This is a genomic window from Leptospira haakeii, from assembly GCF_002812045.1.
Lineage (GTDB): Bacteria > Spirochaetota > Leptospiria > Leptospirales > Leptospiraceae > Leptospira_B > Leptospira_B haakeii.
The window spans coordinates 288,494-309,630 of record NZ_NPEG01000001.1 but is presented as its reverse complement, the minus strand read 5'-3'; the positions used below and the strand labels follow the sequence as shown (position 1 = coordinate 309,630).

The 21,137-nt window shown below is 39.5% G+C and carries 20 protein-coding genes; 12 read left to right on the top strand and 8 right to left on the bottom strand.

Features of this window, described 5'->3' with window-relative positions:
- Window positions 1-64 precede the first annotated feature (64 nt).
- From CH377_RS01550 to CH377_RS01535, 4 genes are all read left to right on the top strand, one after another.
- On the top strand, window positions 65-349 hold the full coding sequence (locus CH377_RS01550; protein ID WP_010513869.1) for an LIC10235 family protein: 285 nt from the start codon (window positions 65-67) through the stop codon (window positions 347-349).
- Between the two features lie 122 nt (window positions 350-471).
- Window positions 472-999 (top strand): tetratricopeptide repeat protein, encoded by a 528-nt coding sequence (locus tag CH377_RS01545; protein ID WP_243401927.1) that lies wholly within the window; start codon window positions 472-474, stop codon window positions 997-999.
- A 96-nt stretch (window positions 1,000-1,095) separates the two neighbouring features.
- Entirely contained in the window at window positions 1,096-2,313 is a 1,218-nt protein-coding gene (locus CH377_RS01540) for a Crp/Fnr family transcriptional regulator (protein WP_100722077.1), read from the top strand.
- Between the two features lie 11 nt (window positions 2,314-2,324).
- Entirely contained in the window at window positions 2,325-2,945 is a 621-nt protein-coding gene (locus tag CH377_RS01535; RefSeq protein ID WP_100722076.1) for a DNA-3-methyladenine glycosylase family protein, read from the top strand.
- Between the two features lie 16 nt (window positions 2,946-2,961).
- On the opposite strand, the gene gmd is transcribed toward CH377_RS01535, so the two are convergent.
- Window positions 2,962-3,984 (bottom strand): GDP-mannose 4,6-dehydratase, encoded by a 1,023-nt coding sequence (gene gmd, locus CH377_RS01530; protein ID WP_100722075.1) that lies wholly within the window; start codon window positions 3,982-3,984, stop codon window positions 2,962-2,964.
- Window positions 3,985-4,083: 99 nt separating this feature from the next.
- The gene (locus tag CH377_RS01525; RefSeq protein WP_243401926.1) at window positions 4,084-5,448 is read right to left on the bottom strand and encodes an MATE family efflux transporter; all 1,365 of its coding nucleotides are present in this window, start codon (window positions 5,446-5,448) and stop codon (window positions 4,084-4,086) included.
- 109 nt (window positions 5,449-5,557) lie between these two features.
- Between CH377_RS01525 and CH377_RS01520 the strand changes: the two genes are divergently transcribed.
- From CH377_RS01520 to CH377_RS01500, 5 genes are all read left to right on the top strand, one after another.
- Entirely contained in the window at window positions 5,558-6,883 is a 1,326-nt protein-coding gene (locus CH377_RS01520; RefSeq protein ID WP_100722073.1) for an amidohydrolase family protein, read from the top strand.
- A 2-nt stretch (window positions 6,884-6,885) separates the two neighbouring features.
- Window positions 6,886-7,659 carry a hypothetical protein gene (locus CH377_RS01515; RefSeq protein ID WP_100722072.1) on the top strand — a complete coding sequence of 258 codons (774 nt, stop codon included), beginning with the start codon at window positions 6,886-6,888 and terminating at the stop codon, window positions 7,657-7,659.
- Between the two features lie 6 nt (window positions 7,660-7,665).
- Window positions 7,666-9,468 carry a TrkH family potassium uptake protein gene (locus CH377_RS01510; RefSeq protein ID WP_100722071.1) on the top strand — a complete coding sequence of 601 codons (1,803 nt, stop codon included), beginning with the start codon at window positions 7,666-7,668 and terminating at the stop codon, window positions 9,466-9,468.
- A 12-nt stretch (window positions 9,469-9,480) separates the two neighbouring features.
- A complete protein-coding gene (locus CH377_RS01505; protein WP_100722070.1) occupies window positions 9,481-10,170 on the top strand; it encodes a potassium channel family protein in 690 nt (229 codons plus the stop codon).
- 103 nt (window positions 10,171-10,273) lie between these two features.
- On the top strand, window positions 10,274-10,972 hold the full coding sequence (locus tag CH377_RS01500) for a DUF4136 domain-containing protein (RefSeq protein ID WP_100722069.1): 699 nt from the start codon (window positions 10,274-10,276) through the stop codon (window positions 10,970-10,972).
- Here CH377_RS01500 and CH377_RS01495 read toward each other — a convergent pair whose 3' ends face one another.
- Both CH377_RS01495 and CH377_RS01490 read right to left on the bottom strand, forming a co-directional pair.
- Complete coding sequence (locus CH377_RS01495; protein WP_100722068.1) at window positions 10,973-11,992, bottom strand: aldo/keto reductase; 1,020 nt, start codon at window positions 11,990-11,992, stop codon at window positions 10,973-10,975. It lies immediately after the preceding gene.
- Window positions 11,993-12,003: 11 nt separating this feature from the next.
- A complete protein-coding gene (locus CH377_RS01490; RefSeq protein ID WP_100722781.1) occupies window positions 12,004-13,920 on the bottom strand; it encodes a gamma-glutamyltransferase family protein in 1,917 nt (638 codons plus the stop codon).
- Window positions 13,921-14,099: 179 nt separating this feature from the next.
- Here CH377_RS01490 and CH377_RS01485 point away from each other — a divergent pair, with 179 nt between their 5' ends.
- Entirely contained in the window at window positions 14,100-15,380 is a 1,281-nt protein-coding gene (locus tag CH377_RS01485; protein ID WP_100722067.1) for an MFS transporter, read from the top strand.
- 33 nt (window positions 15,381-15,413) lie between these two features.
- Here the strand turns inward: CH377_RS01485 and CH377_RS01480 are convergent, their stop codons facing one another.
- The 4 genes from CH377_RS01480 to CH377_RS01465 form a co-directional block, all read right to left on the bottom strand.
- Entirely contained in the window at window positions 15,414-16,538 is a 1,125-nt protein-coding gene (locus tag CH377_RS01480; protein ID WP_100722066.1) for a TolB-like translocation protein, read from the bottom strand.
- A gap of 84 nt (window positions 16,539-16,622) precedes the next feature.
- Entirely contained in the window at window positions 16,623-16,910 is a 288-nt protein-coding gene (locus CH377_RS01475; RefSeq protein WP_100722065.1) for an acylphosphatase, read from the bottom strand.
- A gap of 37 nt (window positions 16,911-16,947) precedes the next feature.
- Window positions 16,948-17,376 carry a globin domain-containing protein gene (locus tag CH377_RS01470; protein ID WP_100722064.1) on the bottom strand — a complete coding sequence of 143 codons (429 nt, stop codon included), beginning with the start codon at window positions 17,374-17,376 and terminating at the stop codon, window positions 16,948-16,950.
- Entirely contained in the window at window positions 17,373-17,858 is a 486-nt protein-coding gene (locus CH377_RS01465) for an RNA pyrophosphohydrolase (RefSeq protein WP_100722063.1), read from the bottom strand. Before CH377_RS01465 ends, CH377_RS01470 begins: the two co-directional genes overlap by 4 nt.
- Window positions 17,859-18,031: 173 nt before the next feature.
- Between CH377_RS01465 and CH377_RS01460 the strand changes: the two genes are divergently transcribed.
- Together CH377_RS01460 and CH377_RS01455 are read left to right on the top strand one after the other, a co-directional pair.
- A complete protein-coding gene (locus tag CH377_RS01460; RefSeq protein ID WP_100722062.1) occupies window positions 18,032-18,463 on the top strand; it encodes an SET domain-containing protein in 432 nt (143 codons plus the stop codon).
- A gap of 298 nt (window positions 18,464-18,761) precedes the next feature.
- Window positions 18,762-21,137, top strand: coding sequence for an ATP-binding protein (locus CH377_RS01455; RefSeq protein ID WP_243401925.1), 2,376 nt, complete (start codon window positions 18,762-18,764; stop codon window positions 21,135-21,137).

Below are 21,137 nucleotides of genomic sequence, written 5' to 3'. Positions count from 1 at the left end.
GGAAAATTAAAAACACTTTACTATCTTTGTAAGAATATAACTGTTGTTACGTCAGTTAACATTTATGAAACCAAAGAAAGTCACTAACGATGATTTAGAAAAAATCATCGCCGGGGTAAAAACTCAAGCTGTTGAAGCGATCGGTAATTACCTCTACAAAGGATTTCGCATTCAGGTTAGTAAATACAACCTGTCTGGGGCAGAGAGGGTTCAGCTCCTTTACCAAAGGAGAAGGAAAGAAGGTCTTTGTATCGTCTGCGGCACTAAAGTAGGTAAAAAAAATCCGTCTACTGGCAGGTTGTATCGCCTCTGCGAATTCCACCGGAAGAAAATAGATAAAAAAAAGTAATTCATAAAATCCGGAAAACGACTGATAATCTATATAGAGCTTAGCTCTGGTAGGTACTCTTGTTTTCCGGATTTTATTTTAAGGGCATACGTTTTGCCTTTTTCTCGAACACTTCTTCGAAAGTGTTTTGTTTCTCCCGAATCCTAGTCTTATTCCTTCTTATTTTTTCATTCTCCTTCTCTGCATTTGGGCAAGGGGAAAATCCTTCCAAGCAAGGACCTTCTGATCCCGACATTTTGTTTAGGATTGCTGAAGAAGCATATAAGGACCGTCGTTTTTACAAGGCAGCGGAAAGTCTTCGTAACTTTCTGGTCCTCTATCCAGGAAATCCTAAAAAAAACAGGGTACTCGGGCTTCTCAAAGATTGTTTTCTAAAGTTAGATCGTCCTGAGAAAGCTTTAGAAGTCAGTCTGGACCTTTATAAAATGGAGCCAACTGGAGAATTCGGGTTAGAATCCTACTTGGAAGCCGGGCGGCTACTGGCCAAGATGGGAGAAATCGACCAGGCGAAGCAGATTTTCTCCTCTATTTGCAGGCAATCTTACTCCAGAGCTATGGCAGAAAAAGCCGCCCTGGAATTCTCCGGTATCGATCTACTTTCGGATGGGGAAGAATCTTCTCCGGAAGGGGAATCTTGTCGCGAAAAATAAGGAAATACTCGGATTTCAGTCCGAATTCCCTCATCTCGAGCCGATACTAGTTTATAGTTGAATTCCCACGGAAGAATTTTTTAATCTCTGGTAAGTATGTCCAACGGCTTCTTTCAAATCGTGAATTACCCGAAAGGGTCCTATGTCATCGTCGAAGGCAAGAAAGAAGCCCATAATTTCTTTATCATCCGACAAGGCAAGGTTAGGGTCACCCGCGAGAACCAAGTAGTAGGTGAGGATCCAAACCAACTTTTGGGACCTGGAGATTTTTTCGGAGTAGTAGCTGCGATGAGCCAGCATGCTCAGATCGAATCCGCGATCGCTTTAACTGATGTTTCCTTAATTCAGGTAAGTTACGATCAGTTCGGAACTCTAATCCAAAAAAATACTCCGGTAGCAATGAAGATCATTCGCTACTTCTCCATGAAACTCAGACAGTTCGATTCTACGATTACTCGTCTGTCTTTCCGTACAGCCATAGAAGAAGATCCGAACCAATTATTTGCGATCGGAGAATATTATTTCAACCAGAAGAACACTCTTCACGCTGCTTACGCTTTCCAAAAATATCTGCAATATCTTCCTAATGGTCAATATGCGACTCAGGCAAAATTAAAATTACAAACAGTCAATCAGCCTGTTGCTCCTCCTCCGATCGATTATACAAAGTTTAACCGTGCTTACGGTGATAATGAGATGATCTTCTGCGAGCACGAGCCTGGCAGAGAATTGTATATCATCCAACATGGAAGAGTAAAGATCACTAAGATTGTAGACTCTAACGAAGTGCTTCTCGCTGTTTTACAAAGCGGGGACATTTTTGGAGAGATGGCACTCTTAGATAATAAACCTAGATCCGCTTCTGCGATCGCATGGGGAGAAGTTCAACTTCTCGCGATCAATAAAGCCAACTTTGAAGGAATGGTTAAGGCTCAGCCTCAGTTGGCAACTAGATTGATTACCCTTCTTTCGGAAAGGATTTGGACGGCATATAAACAGCTTGCTAACTTGCTTATTTCCGATCCTCAAGGAAGGGTAGCGGATACGTTACTCACTCTTGTTGAGAAAAACAGAGTTAAAGTCATTCCTAAATCCACCTATAATTTCGAGATTGGTACTAAAGATTTAATCAAGATGGTCGGATTGACTTATCCTAAGGATGAGAATCTAGTTCTGGATCTAATCTCTAAAAATAAATTTATCAAATTGGATCAGGGAAAAATCTCCTGCACGGATCTTGTAGAATTAGAAAAATTAGTACAAGCCTTCCGCAAAAAATCACAGATAGACGCTAAGATTAAAAAGAGAGCTTAGTCTAGGCGCTTATGGATCGCGAAGCGAGATTACGCAAGGCCGTACTCTGGCTCAAGAAGAAGGATCCGAAACTCAAACATATTATTGAGAATGTTGGCCCCTGCACCTTGGAGATGATGGGGAAACCTTATGCGGTTCTTCTCAGAGCGGTGATCAGCCAGCAGCTTTCCGGCAAGGCTGCAGCTACCATGGAAGCCAGAGTCAAAGAATATTATGGAAATGGAAAGAAATTCCCGGACCCGAAAATACTTGCAGGTTTATCAGTTGCGAAACTTCGCAAAGCAGGCCTTTCAGTTGCAAAGAGCGAAACGATTAAAAGGATCGCGGAGGCTTATTTGGATGGAACGATCTCGGATCGTAAGCTTGTTAAATTGAACGATCAAGAAGTTTTGGAATTGCTTTGTAGTTTGAAAGGAGTCGGACCATGGACTGCGGAAATGGTCTTGATGTTCTCTTTGGATCGCTGGGATCATTTTTCTCTCAACGATCTTATCTTAAGAAAGGCAATCCAAAGGAATTTCGGAATTGATGAGAATTCTAAGAAGGAGATCTTAAAATTTACAGCGGGGTTTTCTCCGTATAGGACAATCTTATCTTGGTATCTTTGGAGGGACCACGGGCCCTGGATGTGAGTGAGCAGAGCCCCTCTTAGATATTAATTCCTGCGGCTTTACAATCCGCTTTGATCATGATCTCTACTAGTTCTTTGAACTTAACCTTAGGTTCCCAACCAAGTTTTGCTTTTGCTTTTGCCGGATCTCCGATCAAAAGTTCCACTTCGGTTGGTCTATAGAAAGAAGGATCTACTACGATTAAAAGTTTTCCGTCCTTCTTATTATAACCTTTCTCTTGGTCTCCTTTTCCTTTCCATTCCACTTGGACGTCTAGGTGTCTAAAGGATTCTTCGATAAATTCTCTTACTGTATGTGTTTCGTTGGTTGCAACTACGTAATCATCCGGTTCTGATTGTTGTAACATCATCCACATCATGTTTACGTAATCCGGCGCGTATCCCCAGTCTCTTTTTGCATCCAGGTTCCCTAAATGGATAGGGCCACCTTTTCCTGAAACAAGCCCCGCAACTCCCAGAGTGATTTTTCTAGTTACGAAACCTTCTCCCCTTCTTGGAGATTCATGATTAAATAAAATTCCGTTGGAGGCATGTAATCCGAATGCTTCTCTATAATTTACTACCGCCCAGTATGCATATAATTTTGCGACTGCGTAAGGTGATCTTGGATAGAATGGAGTTTTTTCGTCTTGAGGAACTGCCTGAACTTTTCCGTACAATTCTGAAGTAGAAGCTTGGTAAAATCTGGACTTTACTCCAGTTTGTTTGATCGCATCTAAAATTCTCAAAGTTCCGACTGCATCAACTTCTGCAGTGTATTCAGGAACTTCGAAAGAAACTCCTACGTGAGATTGAGCTGCTAGATTATAAATTTCATCCGGTTGGACTTTTTCCAAAACCCTGTTTAGGTTACTGGAATCGGTTAAGTCTCCATAATGCAGAAAAAGGTGAGGGTTTCCTCTTAAATGTTCGATCCGATCCCGGTTTAAAGAGCTGGTTCTACGGACTATCCCGTGTACTTCGTATTTTTTTTCCAAAAGAAGTTCGGTAAGATAGGATCCGTCTTGTCCAGTGATCCCTGTAATTAGCGCCTTTTTCATTCTGGAACCAAAAACCCCGGCTTTGTTATTGGGGCAAGAAGGATTAGATTATCAAACTGGTCTGAAATTCCAATATTTGTAGGACTTACAATAAGAGATCTAAACTGTCCCTTTTACCCAATTTTTCTTTCTGAATTCATAGATGAAAATCAGAGAAAGTGAAGCGATCCAAACGAATATAGCTGCCCAGATCCCAAGGGTCCCACCTTTCCATACGATCCCGAAAAGATAAGACAATGGAAGCATTACTAGATAGGTGAGAAAAATATAGACCCTAAAGACATAGTTCTGCAAACCTGCTCCTCTCAAGGCAGCGCCGATCACCATATGATATGCGTCTCCGATTTGGATGACTCCTAGTAATAAGAGTACAGGATAACATTCTTCTACTAATGCTTGGTCTCTGGTCATAGCATACACGATTATTTTTCCTAAGAAGATAAAACATAAACCTATGAATCCCATTACATGTGCAGAAATAAATGCGGAGCGAAATGCAGAATGATAAGCTAGTTTGTATTTTTTAGCTCCCATCGCCTGTCCTAAGATTGTTGTGGCCGCCACTCCGAATGCGTATCCGGGCAAGAATGCAAAACTTAATGTAGAAAATAGAACATTGGATGCGGCAACTGCAAGTATAGAGACCAATCCTTGTATTTTGGAGAAGATCACAAATGCAACATTGACTAATCCTTCTTCAAAACCCGGGGGGATTCCTACTTTGAAAATTTCTATCATATGTTCTTTGCTTGGAAGAAGGTTTACTCCTTCAAAATATTTTCCTAATTTATAATAAAAAAAGAATATAGGAAATACTAAAAGTCCTGCGAATCCTGCGATAGAAGATGCAAGTCCGGCACCTCCGATCCCCATGGGAGAAAATCCCATATTCCCGTAGATCAGTATCCAGTTAAAAATTATGTTTGCGATAGTGGTCACAGCCATGGAGACAAAACCTGCCTTGGTTAATCCAAGACCGTCCATAAATCCTCTAAAACAGAATCCTAAAAAATAAAACCCGCTGCCTATAAATCTAAAATATAAATAATCGGTACCGAGCGCATTGACTGTTTTTTCCGGACCGATCCAAAACATAATCCATTCTGAAATCAAAGGTCCGGATATAGATAAGAAACTTCCTAACAATACGGAAAGATAAAGTGTAGAAATTCCTACTTTTCCTATCTCGGATCTTTTACCTTCTCCAAATCTTCTCGCGACTATGATCTGCACTCCCATTGAAAATCCGATTAGGAATGCAACAAGAGTGTAATAACTGGTCCCACCTATACCTATTGCCGCGATCGCATTTTGGCCAAGATATCCGACCATAACTGTATCAGTAATCCAAACCAAAGATTGGCTAAGCATTCCGAAAACAACAGGTAATGCTAAGGAAAGGATTTTAACGTTCAATCGGCTAGGGCGATATAGTTTGAGTATTTTTTTATATAAAGAAGCCAAGTAGTTTCCAGCTTTGAGAGAAGGGTTGTGCAAACAACATTTTTTCCATGAAAAACGGTTTATCCTGGTAACGTTAGAGTTAGGATGACTCAAAAGCGTAGAAGAATATATGGATTCTAATTTAGGATTTGCAGACCTTCATAATCATCTATACGGTAGTCTTAAGCCTGAACTTCTTAGGCAGATGGGAATGAGCAATCCATCTCCTCGTTGGGAAATTTTTACAAAACCTTTCCAAGAGCTTTATGGAAAGTCCATCAATACCGAAACCTTCTTCGAAGATTATAAATCTTTGGAGGATTTTAAAAAAATCTATTTATTCAATCATCAAGGTCCTTTTCCTGAATTCCAAGCAAAGTTCAATCTTATCATTGCACTTTCTAAATTCGATCCACAAGAGATCAAATTTGTATCTAAACATATCACTAAGGATCAATATGAAGAAGGCGTAGTATTCGGAGAATATCGTATCATGTATTCTCCGCTCGATACTTATGAAGGGATTTATTCTAAAACTTTAGCTGCCTGCGAGGGTTTTGAAGAAGCTGAATTGGAACTTTCCGGAAAGGCAAAATCCCGCTTAGTAGTTTCCTTACATAGAGATGGGGAAGTTTTTAAAGAATACGAGATGTTAAAAGAGATGATGGAGAAAGATTCCATCATTAAAAAGTACCTAGTCGGATTAGATTTTTGTTATATTGAAGAAGGTTTTCCTCCTAAAGATAAAAGGGAATTTTTGAAAGAAATACAAAAAGATAATATCGCAGAAACTTCTACAGCGCTTACCGTTCTTTATCATGTAGGGGAGTCTTTCTTAGACAAAACTCTTTTATCTGCCTCTCGTTGGGTTTTAGAGGCGGCTGAATGGGGGGCACATAGACTTGGGCATGCGATTGCAGTAGGTTTAGATCCGAACGCTTATCTTGGTAAAAAAGTTATAGAGCCAGTTTCTGAGAGAGAAGATACTCTCAAATTCCAATTAGATCATTGGGAAGAAATTTCCAAATACGGAGAATTGCCTTCTAAAAAAAGACTCGAATCGGAATTGGATTCGATCCGACATAAGGAGAAGATAGAAATTTCCGTTACTGAAAACCTGGTTTCTGAAACAAAGGCATTTCAAGAGTATTGTATGGATCGGATCAAAAAAACGAATGCAGTCATAGAATCCTGCCCTAGTTCCAATGAGTATATTGGAATGGTCCGAGATAAAGCTCATCATCCTTTAGTTAGATTTGCTCGTAATGATCTGAAATTTACAATCTCGACTGATGATCCCGGAATTTTCGGGACTAACATCAAAGAAGAATATTATAAGGCAGAAAGTTTAGGATTGGATACTGAATATTTAGAAAAGATTAGAAAGAATTCTTTTCAATATACATCTGAAATTCTTTCCGGAAGGATAGAATTAAGACAAGGAGCAATTCTCTAAAGATGAGATCTTTTTCCGGACTAAATAAGTTCTTCGCACTTCATATACTTTTTGTATTTTCTTTTCCGATATATTCCCAAAACCAAAGCGATTTCTCGGATCCATACGATTATAATTTAAGAAATTATAAAGATGAAAAATCTCCGGATGGATTTAGAGAGTATTCTCTTCCGCCTAAAATGGATAAACCGACATTAGTAAGTCCGAAGAACGTGCAGGTTCCTTTCCAAACAGGTTTACCAACCTCTTCCGGAAGCCAAGGAACTAGGAGAACTACTAACCCGGTGCAAGGAAGGGGAGATGATGGGCTTTTTAATCCTGTCACTGGAGAAGTGAATGTCGAAGCATTACAAAGACAGCAGGATCAAGCAAGAGATCGCAAAAGAAAATTAGAAGAGTTCGGTAGTGATCCTCAGCCTTACACTGAATCTAGATTTCGTCGCTTTTCGATTATATTCTTTATGACATTACCGATTGCTGCCGGTGTGACTTATGGTGCGTTATCCGCTGCGGAACCAGGTTATCAAAAAACATTCGAGGGTGGATGGATCGTATTCGGTGTAGCTTCTACCCTGGCTCTTACAAATGCCTGGTTGGATTTAAGAGATTACGATCGTATGAAGTTGGAAAACCAACCACAAAGTCCTACTCCGAATCCGACTGTGCCTGATAAACTTTCCGAAACGATACATCCTAGAGCGATCCCAGGATATGGATTGTATTCCAGAAATTTCGAATATAGAATGGAATTCGAATTTTTCAACACTCGTTTCTGATAGAACATGAATCCTTTTCTTGGTCCTGCTTTACAGGAAAAATTAGTTTCCGAATGGGGAAGGATCTCACTCTTCTTCGAAGAGAATATCAAGCCTACTTTAAGATTTATATTCGGTGTTTTGGGGGTTATCTCTCTTTTTATACTGATCTTTCTATACGGATTTTATTATCCTCCTGAATGGATCCATTCTCTTCGTTTACTCACAATGACGATAGTTTGGTATTTAGTAATTTATGAATGTTTAAGCTTTTTATTTACATTAACTCCGTATAAGGCTTATTTAAAATTTCATAAGATAGAAACATTCGTAGTTTTCTTAGTTATTTTGCAGTTCTTCTTTGAAGAAAAAATAGAATCCATCCTTTCCCAACAAAGAACAGAAGAAGTTGTACTTTTATTTTTATCCTTAAGCCAATTGACTTTGGCATTCGGTGGGTTTGCGCATTTTTTAAGAAGGGCCAGACTTTCTCTCGGAAAAATTTCTCCTTCTTTGGTGATGACAGGAAGTTTTGCGATCCTGATCTTTTTGGGAACAGCTGCATTATGCCTTCCTAGAGCGGAGGCAAAACCGCTCCAATTAGTGGATCTCTTTTTTACTGCGGTAAGTGCAGTATGTGTCACTGGTTTAAGTACTATAGATGTTTCTCAGGATTTAACCGGAACTGGACAGGTGATCTTGATGGTTCTTGTCCAGCTTGGCGGTTTAGGGCTAATGACATTGACCGTATTTTTTGCATTAGTTTTAGAAGGTCAGGTTTCCGTTACGGAAAAGTTGATCGTTAAGGATTTGTTTAGCCAAGAATCTATAGGAAGAGCGGGCTCCATCTTAAAACAAGTTGCCTACCAAACATTCGCGATAGAAGGGATCGGTTCTGTCTGCCTATACTTAACATTCCCTAAAGAGCTTGGATTTTCCCAAAAAGAACTAATTTTTCAATCCGTGTTTCATTCTATAACAGGATTTTGTAATGCTGGATTTGCACTTTTTCCAAAAGGTCTAGCGGAACCTTATTTTAGGGAATCTTATTCATTTCTCTCTATATTGATGATCCTGATCGTGTTTGGCGGTTTAGGTTTTCCTACAGTAAATCAGCTTTTAAAAAAGATCAGATTTGATGGAGAATCTTTTAGACATCGTTTTTCTCTAGGCTCTAAACTGATCCTGATCACTACTTTATTCTTATTACTTTTTGGTTGGATATCCTACTGGATACTTGAAAGTAATTTTAGTTTGAAGGGTTTGAGTTGGTATGACCAAGCATTTCATTCCTTATTCTATTCAGTTACAACAAGGACCGCCGGGTTTAATACTTTGGATATTTCTTCGATGGGAATCCCGATGGTATTCGTAAGTTTGTTTTTGATGTGGGTGGGTGCTTCTCCTAATTCAACAGGAGGAGGGATTAAAACTTCTACATTGGCACTTTCAGTTTTACAGTTTTATCAATTTTTCACAGGAAAAGAAAGAGTGGATGTTTTTGGAAGAACAGTCGCAGAAAATTCTCTTTCTAGAGCATCTGTTGCGATTGTACTTTCTATGTTTATAATATTTATGGGGATCTTGTTTTTGGTCTGCTTTGAGAAACCTTTACCTTTTTTAGATATTTGTTATGAAGTAGTCTCCGCTTATGGAACCACAGGTCTTTCTAGAGGAATTACTTCTAAATTTGAGACTCCTGGAAAATTACTTTTATGCGTTGTAATGTTTGTGGGAAGGGTCGGGGTTTTAACGGTATTATTGGCTTTTGTTCCAAAACCAAAGCCGAGAAGATATTGGTATCCTGAAGAATATGTCGTGGTCGGTTAAAGGAAGGTTCGAATGAGAAAGAAAAGGATCGCAGTCATTGGCCTCGGGGATTTCGGGATCGAACTCGTAAAAAGATTATATGAAGACGGACAAGAAGTCACAGCTATCGATCAGGACAAAAATAAGATAGATCGTATCAGGGAATTTTCCACTTATTGTGTGGCAATAGATTCTACGGACGAATCAGAATTGAAAGAACATGGTTTGGATGAGATGGATGCAGTTGTTTTAGCGATCGGAGACAATTTTGAAAATCTAATCGTGACTGCGGACTCATTAAAAAAGATCGGAGCAATTAATATATTCGCTCGCTATCAATCTGATCTGAACAAAAGAGTTCTGCAAATGTTGGGGATCGAGAACTTATTCAACCCAGAAGAACAAGCTGCACATTCTATGGCGGAACAACTTGCGAATAGCAGCGTTAAAGGTGTTACCTTACTTGGGCAAGATTATAGAATTTTGGAAGCTACGGTTCCAAAACAAATGCAAGGCAAAACGGTCCAAGGTGCTAAACTTAGAGAAGACTGGAATTTAAATTTGATCACAGTCAAAAGACCCAAAAAAAACAGAAGAAAATCGGATCGGAAAGATGAAGAAGTTTTAGGAATTCCTTCGCCGAATCTAGTATTGTCGGAAGGAGATATTTTAGTTTTGTTCGGGAAAGTAGAAGATCTCGAACATATGATTGGGAATCGTTAAGCAAGTTTTCTAAAACTTTTATACTAAACGATCGATTTTTAAATGAAAACGATCCGATTTGGGAGTAAAATATAATTCGATCCGGTCGAATGAATATAATGCCATGAGAGTTCTGATCCTTTTGCTATTATTAGTCTATAATTTTTGCTCTCCTCTCCAGGTAAAATCACAGGTGGAGGTAGAAAAATCGGATCATATTCGCTACTACGAAAAAACCTATGCGTTTCTTCCATTTTTCGGCCAAGCTCCTCCTATTATAATCCGTGAAAATGAGGACCTGATCCGGGAAAAACTAGCGGAGAAGGGTTACAAAGAGGTGGATATCGCCAGGGCCGATCAATTAATACATTATGATATATTAATATTTCCAAGAGGAAGCGTAATCGATCATAAAACTGACCTTGGAGCTTTCGGGGGATGGACCAGTGCAAGAGGGATGAGATATCATTCTTATGGCGGGACTTCCAGTAGATTAGCTGCGGTGCCTATTTTAGGAAGTGTAGGAGGATATTCTCCTTTCGCATTTATGGGAAATTTCGGAAATTCTCGGATTTCAGGTGGAAGCCCATATTACGAAAACTTTTATGATGTGATCTTTAAACTAGTGATCTACGATGGAAAACGTTATAGAGGACTTCCTTCCAGCGTACTTTTAAAAGCAAACGTGGAAGGAGAAGGTAGATCCGGCCCGATGTTCGATGTGATTCCTTATCTAATCACAGGTTTTTTTAAATCATTTCCTAATTTCGCAGGAGAAAAAAACGAGATTATCTCCGAAGAAGAAGTTTGGAGAGGGCATTGATCATCCCATTGGATAAGGGATTTTTTTAGAAACCTCATCTATCTTTTTCAAAACATCTTCAGACAAAATTAGATCTGTTGCCTTTAAACTTTCTTCCAATTGTTCCACTGTATTTGCTCCAATAATGGTAGAAGCAACATAATCATGTTGTTTGGACCAAGCTACCGAAAGAGCAGTTACGCTGATTCCAGCTTCCTTTGCGATCTCTATCAATTCTTTTGTAGAAGCGAGCGTTCCTTCATTCAAAAAACGATGCGCCATTCTTCTTTGTCTTTCTGTGGGAAGTTTCGAATAACGTGTGAACCTTGCGTTTTCAGGTGGGGTAGGTCCGTTATATTTTCCGGTCAATACTCCGCCAGCTAAAGGAGAATAAGGAAGAAGGCTGATCTGCTCTCTTCTGCAAATATCAGAAAGAGCATCTTCGAATCTTCTGTTTAAAATACTAAAATTATTTTGGATGGATTCGTATCTTGCAAGTTTGTTCGTGCGGGAAACTTCTAAACTTTTCATGGTCCCCCAAGCAGTTTCGTTACTACTTCCTATATATCTGACCTTTCCTTCGTCGATCAATTCGGTCAAAGCTTCTAATGTTTCTTCGAATCCGAAATCATGATCAGGCCAATGAGTTTGGTATAAGTCTATATAATCTGTCCCAAGCCTTTTTAAACTTCCTTCGATCGCTACTTTGATATTCCTGCGATCTAATGCAGTCTTACTTTCTCTTACTGGGGGAGTGAACCAACCGTGTCCAGGGCCGCATACTTTTGTAGCGATGAGGATGGATTCTCTTTTTTTCGTCTTTAACCAATTGCCAAAAATTTTTTCTGTAGCGTGAACATACTCCGCTTCAGGAGGAACCGGATAGATCTCAGCAGTATCATAAAAATCTATTCCTGAATCGAAGGCTTTGTTTAAAATTCGATGTGCTTCCTTCTCGTCACAACTGGAGCCGAAAGTCATTGTCCCCATACAAATTTCGGAGACAACCATCCCTGTTTTTCCAAGCCTTCTTTTTTTCATTCTTACCTCTTTTATTTTCCTTCCGCCCAGGATTCTTTTCTTGGGTCGGCTCCGCCATATAAAATCCCTGTTTTAGGATCTTTTAAAGAAATACAAGGAGCCCCGAAATCATATTCCCATTTTTCTCTTTCTTTGACTTCATAACCGAGAGCTTCGAGTGCTTTTCCTTCTTTTTTATAGATATCTTCTTCTAATTCTATTCTTCCAGGATAATATTTATGAGGGGAGAATGCGTCTGGCCAGTTCAAAGAACGGAACCTCGGAGCACTAACTGCCTCTTGTGGATCCATTCCAAAAACGACTAAATTCAAGAATACCTGGACCACTGCCTGAGTTTGCATGTCTCCACCCGGAGTTCCGAAACTCATCCAGAATTTTCCATCTTTAAATACCATTGACGCGTTAGGCGTAATTGTTGGTCTTTTTCCTGGAACCAAAGCGGATGGATGGTTCGGGTCCAAACGGAATTGGGTCATTCTAATCCCTAATGTGATGTCGCCCTCTACGATTGGGGACTGAGGAAAATCGCTCGGAGTTAAGGATAAAGAATTTCCTTTGGAATCGATAATACTTAGATAAGTTGTATCTCTTCCTATTTTTCCGGATTCTGTTCTTTCCCAAAAACTTGGAGTAAAGTCGAAGTAAGATCCCTCATTACTAGCAAGAGTATCTTCTTTTTGATATGCGATCTTTTTAGCGTTTGCAGGAGATTCAAATAAGAACGGATTTCCTGACGGAGGGGTTTTTCCAAAAGCTTTAGATTGTAGAAGTTTTCTTCTTTCCGCAGCATATTCTTTACTGAGTAATCCCTTTTCCGGAACGGAAACATAAGCTGGATCTCCAAAATATTTTTCACGATCCGCCATCGCCAATTCGATTGCCTGGATCACTGTGTGAACATATTCTTTAGAGTTATGGCCCATTGATTTTAGATCTATACCATCTAAAATTTGTAAAACGATGGGAACAACTGCACCTTGATTCCAAGTTCGATTGGAGAAGATCGTATAAGGCCCATAATTTCCTTGTAATGGAATTTCCCAGTCAGCGCTGTATCTAACTAGATCTGACTTAGCCATGGTGCCGTCATGTTCTTCGTGAGCTTTTGCGATTTTATCTGCAATCGGCCCTTTATAAAAATAATCTCTTAACGTGTCCAGGGACTCTGCACGATTTTTTCCGGAAGAAGAAGCGGCCTTCTCCGCTTCCGCCAACTCTTTCAGTGTTGCGGATAATGCAGGCCTCTTGAATTTTTCCCCTGCGTGAAGCGGCTTCCACCATTTATCCCCCACATAAATTTTTGCATTATACGGGAGTAAAAATTTAAGTCCTAATCTTTTGAAAACTCCTATATTCAGATTTCTCATTAGGATCCTATGAACAGGAAAACCTTCTTCAGCGATTTGGATTGCCGGTCTACTTACTTCTTCAAAAGATTTTGTGCCGTACTTTTTAAGTAATGCAACGATCACATCAGGGGAAGCAGGAACCAATTGGGAAGAATATTTTAGCATTGGGATGGATTCATGTCCTCTCGACTTAAAATATTCTATCGTAGCTTTTGCAGGCGCAGTCCCTACTCCGATATAACTATGAACTTTTTTATCAGTTTGGTCATAATAAAGTAAAGGAGCCACGCCGGGAAAAGATGCCTCTTCTCCTTGGGTCACATTCAAAACTAAAAGTGCTGCCACTCCTGCATCCGCAGCGTTTCCACCCCTCTCCAAAATTTCCAAAGCAGCTTTGGTCGCCAATGGATGACCGCTTGCTACCATTAATTTAGAACCTTGGGCCGTAGGCCTTTCCGTATGATACGGATCTTGGAAACTCATCGTTTCTCCAGGCCCTGAAGTTGCGTAATAGAATATTACAAGAACTAGAACGACTACTAAGATACCCGATAAAGAATACGTTAGGATTTTTTTCATGATTTCCTCTTCACTGCGAGAGGATCTTTCTAAATCTTTCGAAAGAACGAGCAAGATTTTTTTATACTGGAAAGCCTCGAAAGGAATGAACGTAATTTTTAACTTTTAAATAGTGGAATAGTCCAATCATAGATAGGGAATTCGAAAGAATCTCCCCGTCCGGATTATAGAGGCCCAGTTTGAGCAAACGTTTTTCTTTTCATTATGCTTGGATCGTTCTGATCGTTACATTCTTTACTTTAATTGTTGCTGCTGGAGTAAGATCCATGCCTGGGATTCTCATCGTTCCTCTCGAAAAAGAATTCGGTTGGGATAGATCCGCCATCTCCTTTGCGGTTTCGGTGAACTTATTATTATACGGACTTGTAGGGCCATTTGCTGCAGGGCTCATGAATCGTTTTGGTATAAAACGAATTATGGTATTCGCACTCGGGCTATTGATCTCAGGAATTCTGCTAACAACGATTATGCGGACAAATTGGGAATTGGTAGTTCTTTGGGGAGTGATGGTTGGATTTGGGTCCGGAATGGCTGCTTTGGTTTTAGGAGCCACAGTGGTCAATCGTTGGTTTGTTTCTCATAGAGGACTTCTTATGGGAATTCTAACTGCGAGTACTGCAACAGGACAGATCATCTTTCTTCCATTTTTAGCTTCTCTTACGGAACAAGAAGGATGGAGAAACGCAGTTTATGCGGTGGCTTCTATATTAGGGATACTTCTTCCCACAGTATTCTTCTTAATGAAAGATTCTCCTAAACAATCCGGACTCTTACCTTATGGGGCAAAAAGTGAAGAAGAGGGGATCATACCTGCTTCCGGAAATCCATTTACGGAAGCGATCTCCGCATTAAAAGTCGGATTAAGATTCAGGAACTTCTGGCTTCTTGCAGGAAGTTTTTTTGTATGTGGAGCAAGCACAAACGGTCTTGTCGGAACTCATTTAGTTCCGGCATGTTCCGATCATGGAATTCCTGAAGTAAGAGCGGCAGGGCTTTTGGCATTGATGGGAATTTTTGATCTGATCGGAACAGTTGGATCAGGTTGGTTATCAGATAGAGTGAATAATAAAATTCTGTTATTTATGTATTATGGATTAAGAGGGATTTCCTTACTATTATTACCTCAAGCATTTGATCCTGAATCAAACAAACTTTCTATATTCGCAGTGTTTTACGGATTAGATTGGATTGCTACTGTTCCGCCTACGGTTGCATTGACCGCTAAAATATTCGGAAGAGAAAGAGTAGGGTTGATGTTTGGTTGGGTGGTTGCTTTTCACCAGATTGGAGCTGCGGTTGCTGCGTTCGGAGCGGGTTATATAAGAACAGTGCAAGGAGAATATGATCTTGCATTTATATTTGCAGGAGCGCTATGTGTGATTACTGCACTTGGGATATTTGCGGTATCAACTGAAAGGGAAGACGGAAAACTTTCCGAGACACCTGAGTTTGCATCGTAATCATAATACAAACGTAGAAAGTTCTAAGGACACTTATTCTAAAAGTTCTACTTTTCCAGAAATAGGAGTGATAGAGCGGATCTTATCTTTTTTATAATCTAATTCGTATAAGGTATAATTATTATAAGGTCTGTATTCCTGATCTTTCGATTGTTTTACAAATTCAGGATCTCCTAAAAAGTAAACGGATCCGTTTTTAACCACAGGGAAACAACCAACAAAGGAAGAATCATATCTTTGTTTTGTTTTTAGATCAACTACTACGATGTTTCCCAATTTTCCGTCAGCTCTTTCAGTGAAGGATAATACTTTTCCATCGGGACTAAAACTGATATTTACTTGTTCTTTGTTTTCTCTTGGCTCTTTGGATTGAGGGTTTACCGGGAAAGGGTAAAATGGATCCGAGAATTTGATCAATTCCCCGGTTAAAGAAGGAAGTTTATACAGTCTATTCTCCTTCTCCGTTGCTACACGTACTAAAACCAGATCCTCTGTAATGGTATATACATCAGTAATTTGTAATTTTCCACTTTCTATCCATGCTAGAGTTTTTAATTCTGAAGTTTCGAGAGAATATTTATGGATTGGAACTCTGAGAGAATCCTCTCCGTGTTCAGAGTAACGCACTTCGTTACCGATCAATACCAGATTTTTTTGATCAGGAGAAACGTAGGGTTGATAACCTGGGAGAGATTTTATCTCCTTCTCCTTTTCGTAATCATATAAAACAGTTTCCCATCGATCTCCATTTTTTCTGGAGAAGATCACAATGGATTTATCTTTTAAAAATCCGCTATTACCCGGAAATGCATCTCTTGTTCCTTGGATCGTCTTCACTTTAGAGTTCGTTAGATTCAATAAATTCAGATCTTTGGAAGTTTTAAAAAGAATATAGTTCTGTTTTCTAAAAACAGGAATTCCTTTTTCTTGTGTACCTGTATAAACTAGCCCTGTTTTTCCATTGATAGAAGAAATTGTGATGAGTCTTAAGATTCCTTTGTCTTCTTGAACGGCATATACCGGACTCATAAAAGAAACAGGAGTAGGAGTGACTGAGAAGATCGGGTTTTGTAAAACAGTTATGATTAAGATAGATCCGAGAATTCGGAAGAGAGCAAGTTTCAGAAATTTATTTTTATATGTATCCTTCGCTCGCATACAGTCATTCTCCGAAAAAATCCAGGTTTCGTCAGTAAAATTTATCCGACCGGCCCGGATTGCTTTCCCAAAGGGGATATTAGGTTAACGTTTAATCTCGAAAGTCCTAAACGTACCTTTAGCATCTTCCCATTGGATTGTGGCTTCCGTTACTTTTGCTTTAGAAGGGCCTCTTTGAACTGCTTTGTACAAATCTTCGATAAAAATTTTGTCTCCTTCTACAACTACTTCTACTTCACCAGTAGGAAGATTCATAGTGTAACCTTTGAGTCGGCATTCTTGTGCTCTTTGTAGCACAAAATATCTAAAACCAACTCCTTGTACGGTTCCTCGGATCCTAATTTTTGCTCTAGACTCGTTTTTTGCAGCCATTCAGTTATTGGAACTCCTACAACTAAATTATACTCCCTCATTCTTGAGAAGAAGCCTTATTTACCATCCACGAGGAGAAATCCTGCAAAAACTGCCAAAGTATCTCTTTAGATTCTTCATCTGCTTCCCAGTCTTTTATCGCCTTACGATAACAGGAAAGCCAGACCCTTCTAGCTTTTTCATCGATCGGAAAAGGAAGATGCCTGGCTCTCATTTTTGGAGGCCCATATTTTTGAACATAATAGGGCGGGCCGCCAAGGACTTGCACCATAAAGTCGGCTGACTTTACTTTGCTCTCTTCTAGATCTTCCGGAAACATCCAACGAATTTCGCTGACAGCTATTTGATCATAGAAGACGGAAACAAGTTCCCTAATGGGATCTTCTCCAACTTTTGAGAATAATTCTCTAAGACGGGGGCTGGGAGGAGGAGGTCCGCCAGGTGGAGTATAAAATGTTGCACTCATCTAGAAGATCCCTTCTTCATATAATCCAAGATCTTAGGCTCAAACTCTTGGACTAATTTTTGGTACACATCTTTTTTAAAGGATACTACGGTCGAAAGGCATTGTTGGAATGGAATGAATCTAACTCTTTCAAACTCTTGCTCATGAGCCGTTAGATCACAGTCTTCTGCTTTACCATTCCAGTATAGAAGATACCATTTTTGGGTTTGGCCTTTATATTTTTTTAGATTAGAGCTTAAATGTAAGGACTCAGGGAAATCATAATTGATCCAACTAGGATATTCGTAGATGATCTCAGCGTCTTGGATACCTACTTCTTCAAAAAGTTCCCTATGAGCAGCAGCGTTAGGATCTTCTCCATCATCTATTCCACCTTGAGGAAACTGCCAAGAGCCTTTAAAATTCAGTCTTTCTCCTACTAAAACCTCTCCTTTAGAGTTGAAGACTACCATTCCCACGTTCTTTCTATACGGTTTGTCCATCTTAGTAGAGATTTACATCATATATTCGATAGACAAGCCTATAAAAAATTTGGACCTAAAGTAATATACATTTAGTAGAAAAATATGATAAATCAATTGCGGATGGACAAAGAGAGGCCATAAGATTCTTTGGATTAATATTCCGATTCCAATAGGTGGATGTGTTGCTTACGATGTCGGTCAGATATAAAATTCGCAGACCTCAAGTATTTTCAGAGAAGGATTTCGAAATTAGGGAATCCGAGATACCCGGAATCGGAATGGGACTATTCTCCAAACAAGACTTAGTCAAAGGAGATACTATCGGATTTTATACCGGTAGGGTGCTTAACGATAAGTCTGCAAACTCCGCTAAATATTGTGAGTCCAAATATTTACTTTGGATCTGCAAAGATCATTGGATCTATGGAGAAGGTAAAGAGTCCAATTATACTCGTTATATTAATCATAGTTCTAAGCCGAATGTAAAATTAGTGGTATCCACTCGTTGGAAGACCGCAAGATTCGAAGCAATGCGTAAGATCAAAGCTGGCGAAGAATTATTCTTCGATTATGGAGACGAATACTGGATCCATATAGACATCTCTCCTGTAGAGCAAAACTAAGTTCTGCTTTGACGCTATCAATATCCGTTTAACAACGAATAGTGCAGTTTTTTTCCCTCAAGAAACAAAAAGTTTCAAGGATCATAACTGTTAATTTTAACTCTATTTCCCGCAAAGAGTGGATTCCTTTTAAACGATAAGGAAAATTGGAACCTGGGGCGCGGTTCTGAATTTATTATCCGACATAAAGAACGGCGGAAGAACTCCCTATTTAGAAAATAAGGCCTTACCTTATTGGACTTGGATCCTTCCGTTAATCCTGTTTCATTTCGCTTCCAAGGCATCCTTAGCCTTCCAAGTGGATACGGGGATCTCCATATCTTATCTTCCTATTCCTATAGGTATCATATTATGTTTTTGGTGGGGACCGGCGCGCACGTTACCCGCAATGTATGCCAACGCATTATTCAGTGCCAACCTTTGGGGACTTCATGATGTGGATAAGTATCCTATCTATTGTCTCTGGGAAGTTTTGGCGGTTGGGATTTCGTGGCTCTTTTTTATTAAATTGAGAAAAGGTAAACCTTGGTTGCCCGACCTAAGAGAAACAGTAAGATTCGTGCTCTGGGTAGCTTTCCCAGCCGCAATATGTAACGGATTTTTGGTGGCAGAAGGTCTCGTATTATTTGGAGATCTTGCTCAGGATAAGTTACTCATATCCTCTTTGCAGGGAATGAGCGCCACGTTATTCGACACATTGAGCGTTTCGGTTCCGATCCTGTTATGGGCAACTCCTTGGATGGAGTTGAGAGGTTGGGCAAGAACAGAAGGAGCTTGGGAAAATAGGGAAACAAGCTGGGATAGAAGCAGACTCAGAAACCTAAAACCCAGAAAGATCGCAGAAATTATCTCCGTATTTTTACTTTGTGGAGTTTTCGGCGCAATTATCCCTACTTTAGAATACTGGTTCGTATTTGCGTTATTTGTCCTTTGGGCCGCATTAAGATACGGGATTACAATGGCTTTGACTGCAAATATTTGGGTGCAGATAGTCACTTTGGTGTTTCCGGTATTATTCGGTCGTTCTGAACATTACCAATGGTTTAAGGATGATAAGGAACTTACCTTCTTGGTAAACTTGGGAATATTATGTGTAGTTGCTTTGATCACTGGAAGAGCAACAAGCGATTCCAGAAGGGAGCTGCAAAAAAGAAGAAGGATAGAAGGTAAACTTTTACAGAGCCGAGAACAATACCGAAAATTTTTCGAAGAAAATCTTTCTGCAAATTTTATCACTGATAATTCAGGGAATATTCTGGCCGCCAATACTTCTTTCCTGAAGATGTTTGGGTTTGAAACCCAAACGGAAGTTTCTCTTAAAAATTTTGCGGATCTTTTTCCTTCTTACGATGATTATTCCTTTTTCTTACAGAAAATACAGATCAGTTCCAGATTAGAAACTCATGAAGAATTTTTTCAGGAGAAGAATGGGCTACCTATCCATACAACTGGAAATTATTTCGCTACATTCAATAAATCCGGAAGTATAGATTCTATCAGAGGATATCTACTGGATGATACTCTTCGTCGTAAGCTCGAAGACCAATTAATTGAATCTAAAAAATTAGAAACAATCGGGACTTTGGCGGGGGGGATTGCTCACGACTTTAATAATATTCTCCAGATCATTTCAGGGTACGCGACTAAAATGCAATTGGAGTCTTCCAAATTTGCTTCTCTTATGGACATGTCCCGTTCTATCAATGCTGCGGCCGCAAGAGGAGCGATTATAGTTCGCAGACTTCTTTCTTTAGCGCGAAAAGGAGGAGGGGGATTTAAAACAATCCAAGCCGATCAATTAGTAAATGAAACAATAGATCTCTTAGTCCCTACATTCTCCGAAAAAATAAAATTCAAAAAAGAATGTAAAGAAGGACTTCCTACAATTGTAGGAGATTATTCTAAGTTGGAACAAGTGCTTATCAATCTTTGTTTGAATGCGAGAGACGCGCTTCCTGAAGGAGGAGAAATCTCTATACGTGCATTTGAAGTACAAGGTGCAAATATCAGAGAATCTTTCCCACTTTCTGAACCTGCAGAATATCTTTGTATAGAAGTCTCGGATAATGGAGAAGGAATGAGCGAAGAGACCAGAAAAAGGATCTTTGAACCATTCTTTAGCACAAAGACCAAAACCCAAGGAAGTGGACTTGGAATGTCCATGGTTTACGGGATCATGCAAAACCATGAAGGAATGGTGCAGGTTAGTTCTCAATTAGGAATGGGCACTAGTATCCGTTTATTCTTCCCGGTAGCAAAAACTAAAACTTCTCGATTTACAGAAAGTACGGGAAACGTTTCTCAAACCTCTACCGGCATCATGTTGGTAGTGGAAGAATCTCCTTATTTGTCGGAAATCCTGCAAGATCAAATGTCGGCTTTAGGATTCAGATTGATCAGCGCGGATAGTACTAAAAAGGCCCGTGAAATATTAAACAAATTCAAATCAACTGCGGTTTTAACAGTGATCGATCTGGATTTTGAAGATCTTTCTTCCTTGGAATTTTTGGAAACCACCAAGAAAGAATGCCCGGAATTGAAAATTTTTGTCTCTGGAACAGATTTTGGAAATGAAATTAAAGAAAAACTTTCCGCACTCGGAATTAACGATCTTCTCGAAAAACCATATAAGATCCGAGACCTAATCGAGTTCTTTTATACCAAAAGTTTTTAG

Bases quoted from the DNA above. Each gene is read 5' to 3' on its own strand.
- CH377_RS01550 (WP_010513869.1), top strand. From the start codon at position 65: ATGAAACCAAAGAAAGTCACTAACGATGATTTAGAAAAAATCATCGCC.
- CH377_RS01540 (WP_100722077.1), top strand. From the start codon at position 1,096: ATGTCCAACGGCTTCTTTCAAATCGTGAATTACCCGAAAGGGTCCTAT.
- CH377_RS01535 (WP_100722076.1), top strand. From the start codon at position 2,325: ATGGATCGCGAAGCGAGATTACGCAAGGCCGTACTCTGGCTCAAGAAG.
- gmd (WP_100722075.1), bottom strand. From the start codon at position 3,984: ATGAAAAAGGCGCTAATTACAGGGATCACTGGACAAGACGGATCCTAT.
- CH377_RS01520 (WP_100722073.1), top strand. From the start codon at position 5,558: ATGGATTCTAATTTAGGATTTGCAGACCTTCATAATCATCTATACGGT.
- CH377_RS01515 (WP_100722072.1), top strand. From the start codon at position 6,886: ATGAGATCTTTTTCCGGACTAAATAAGTTCTTCGCACTTCATATACTT.
- CH377_RS01510 (WP_100722071.1), top strand. From the start codon at position 7,666: ATGAATCCTTTTCTTGGTCCTGCTTTACAGGAAAAATTAGTTTCCGAA.
- CH377_RS01505 (WP_100722070.1), top strand. From the start codon at position 9,481: ATGAGAAAGAAAAGGATCGCAGTCATTGGCCTCGGGGATTTCGGGATC.
- CH377_RS01500 (WP_100722069.1), top strand. From the start codon at position 10,274: ATGAGAGTTCTGATCCTTTTGCTATTATTAGTCTATAATTTTTGCTCT.
- CH377_RS01495 (WP_100722068.1), bottom strand. From the start codon at position 11,992: ATGAAAAAAAGAAGGCTTGGAAAAACAGGGATGGTTGTCTCCGAAATT.
- CH377_RS01490 (WP_100722781.1), bottom strand. From the start codon at position 13,920: ATGAAAAAAATCCTAACGTATTCTTTATCGGGTATCTTAGTAGTCGTT.
- CH377_RS01480 (WP_100722066.1), bottom strand. From the start codon at position 16,538: ATGCGAGCGAAGGATACATATAAAAATAAATTTCTGAAACTTGCTCTC.
- CH377_RS01475 (WP_100722065.1), bottom strand. From the start codon at position 16,910: ATGGCTGCAAAAAACGAGTCTAGAGCAAAAATTAGGATCCGAGGAACC.
- CH377_RS01470 (WP_100722064.1), bottom strand. From the start codon at position 17,376: ATGAGTGCAACATTTTATACTCCACCTGGCGGACCTCCTCCTCCCAGC.
- CH377_RS01465 (WP_100722063.1), bottom strand. From the start codon at position 17,858: ATGGACAAACCGTATAGAAAGAACGTGGGAATGGTAGTCTTCAACTCT.
- CH377_RS01460 (WP_100722062.1), top strand. From the start codon at position 18,032: ATGTCGGTCAGATATAAAATTCGCAGACCTCAAGTATTTTCAGAGAAG.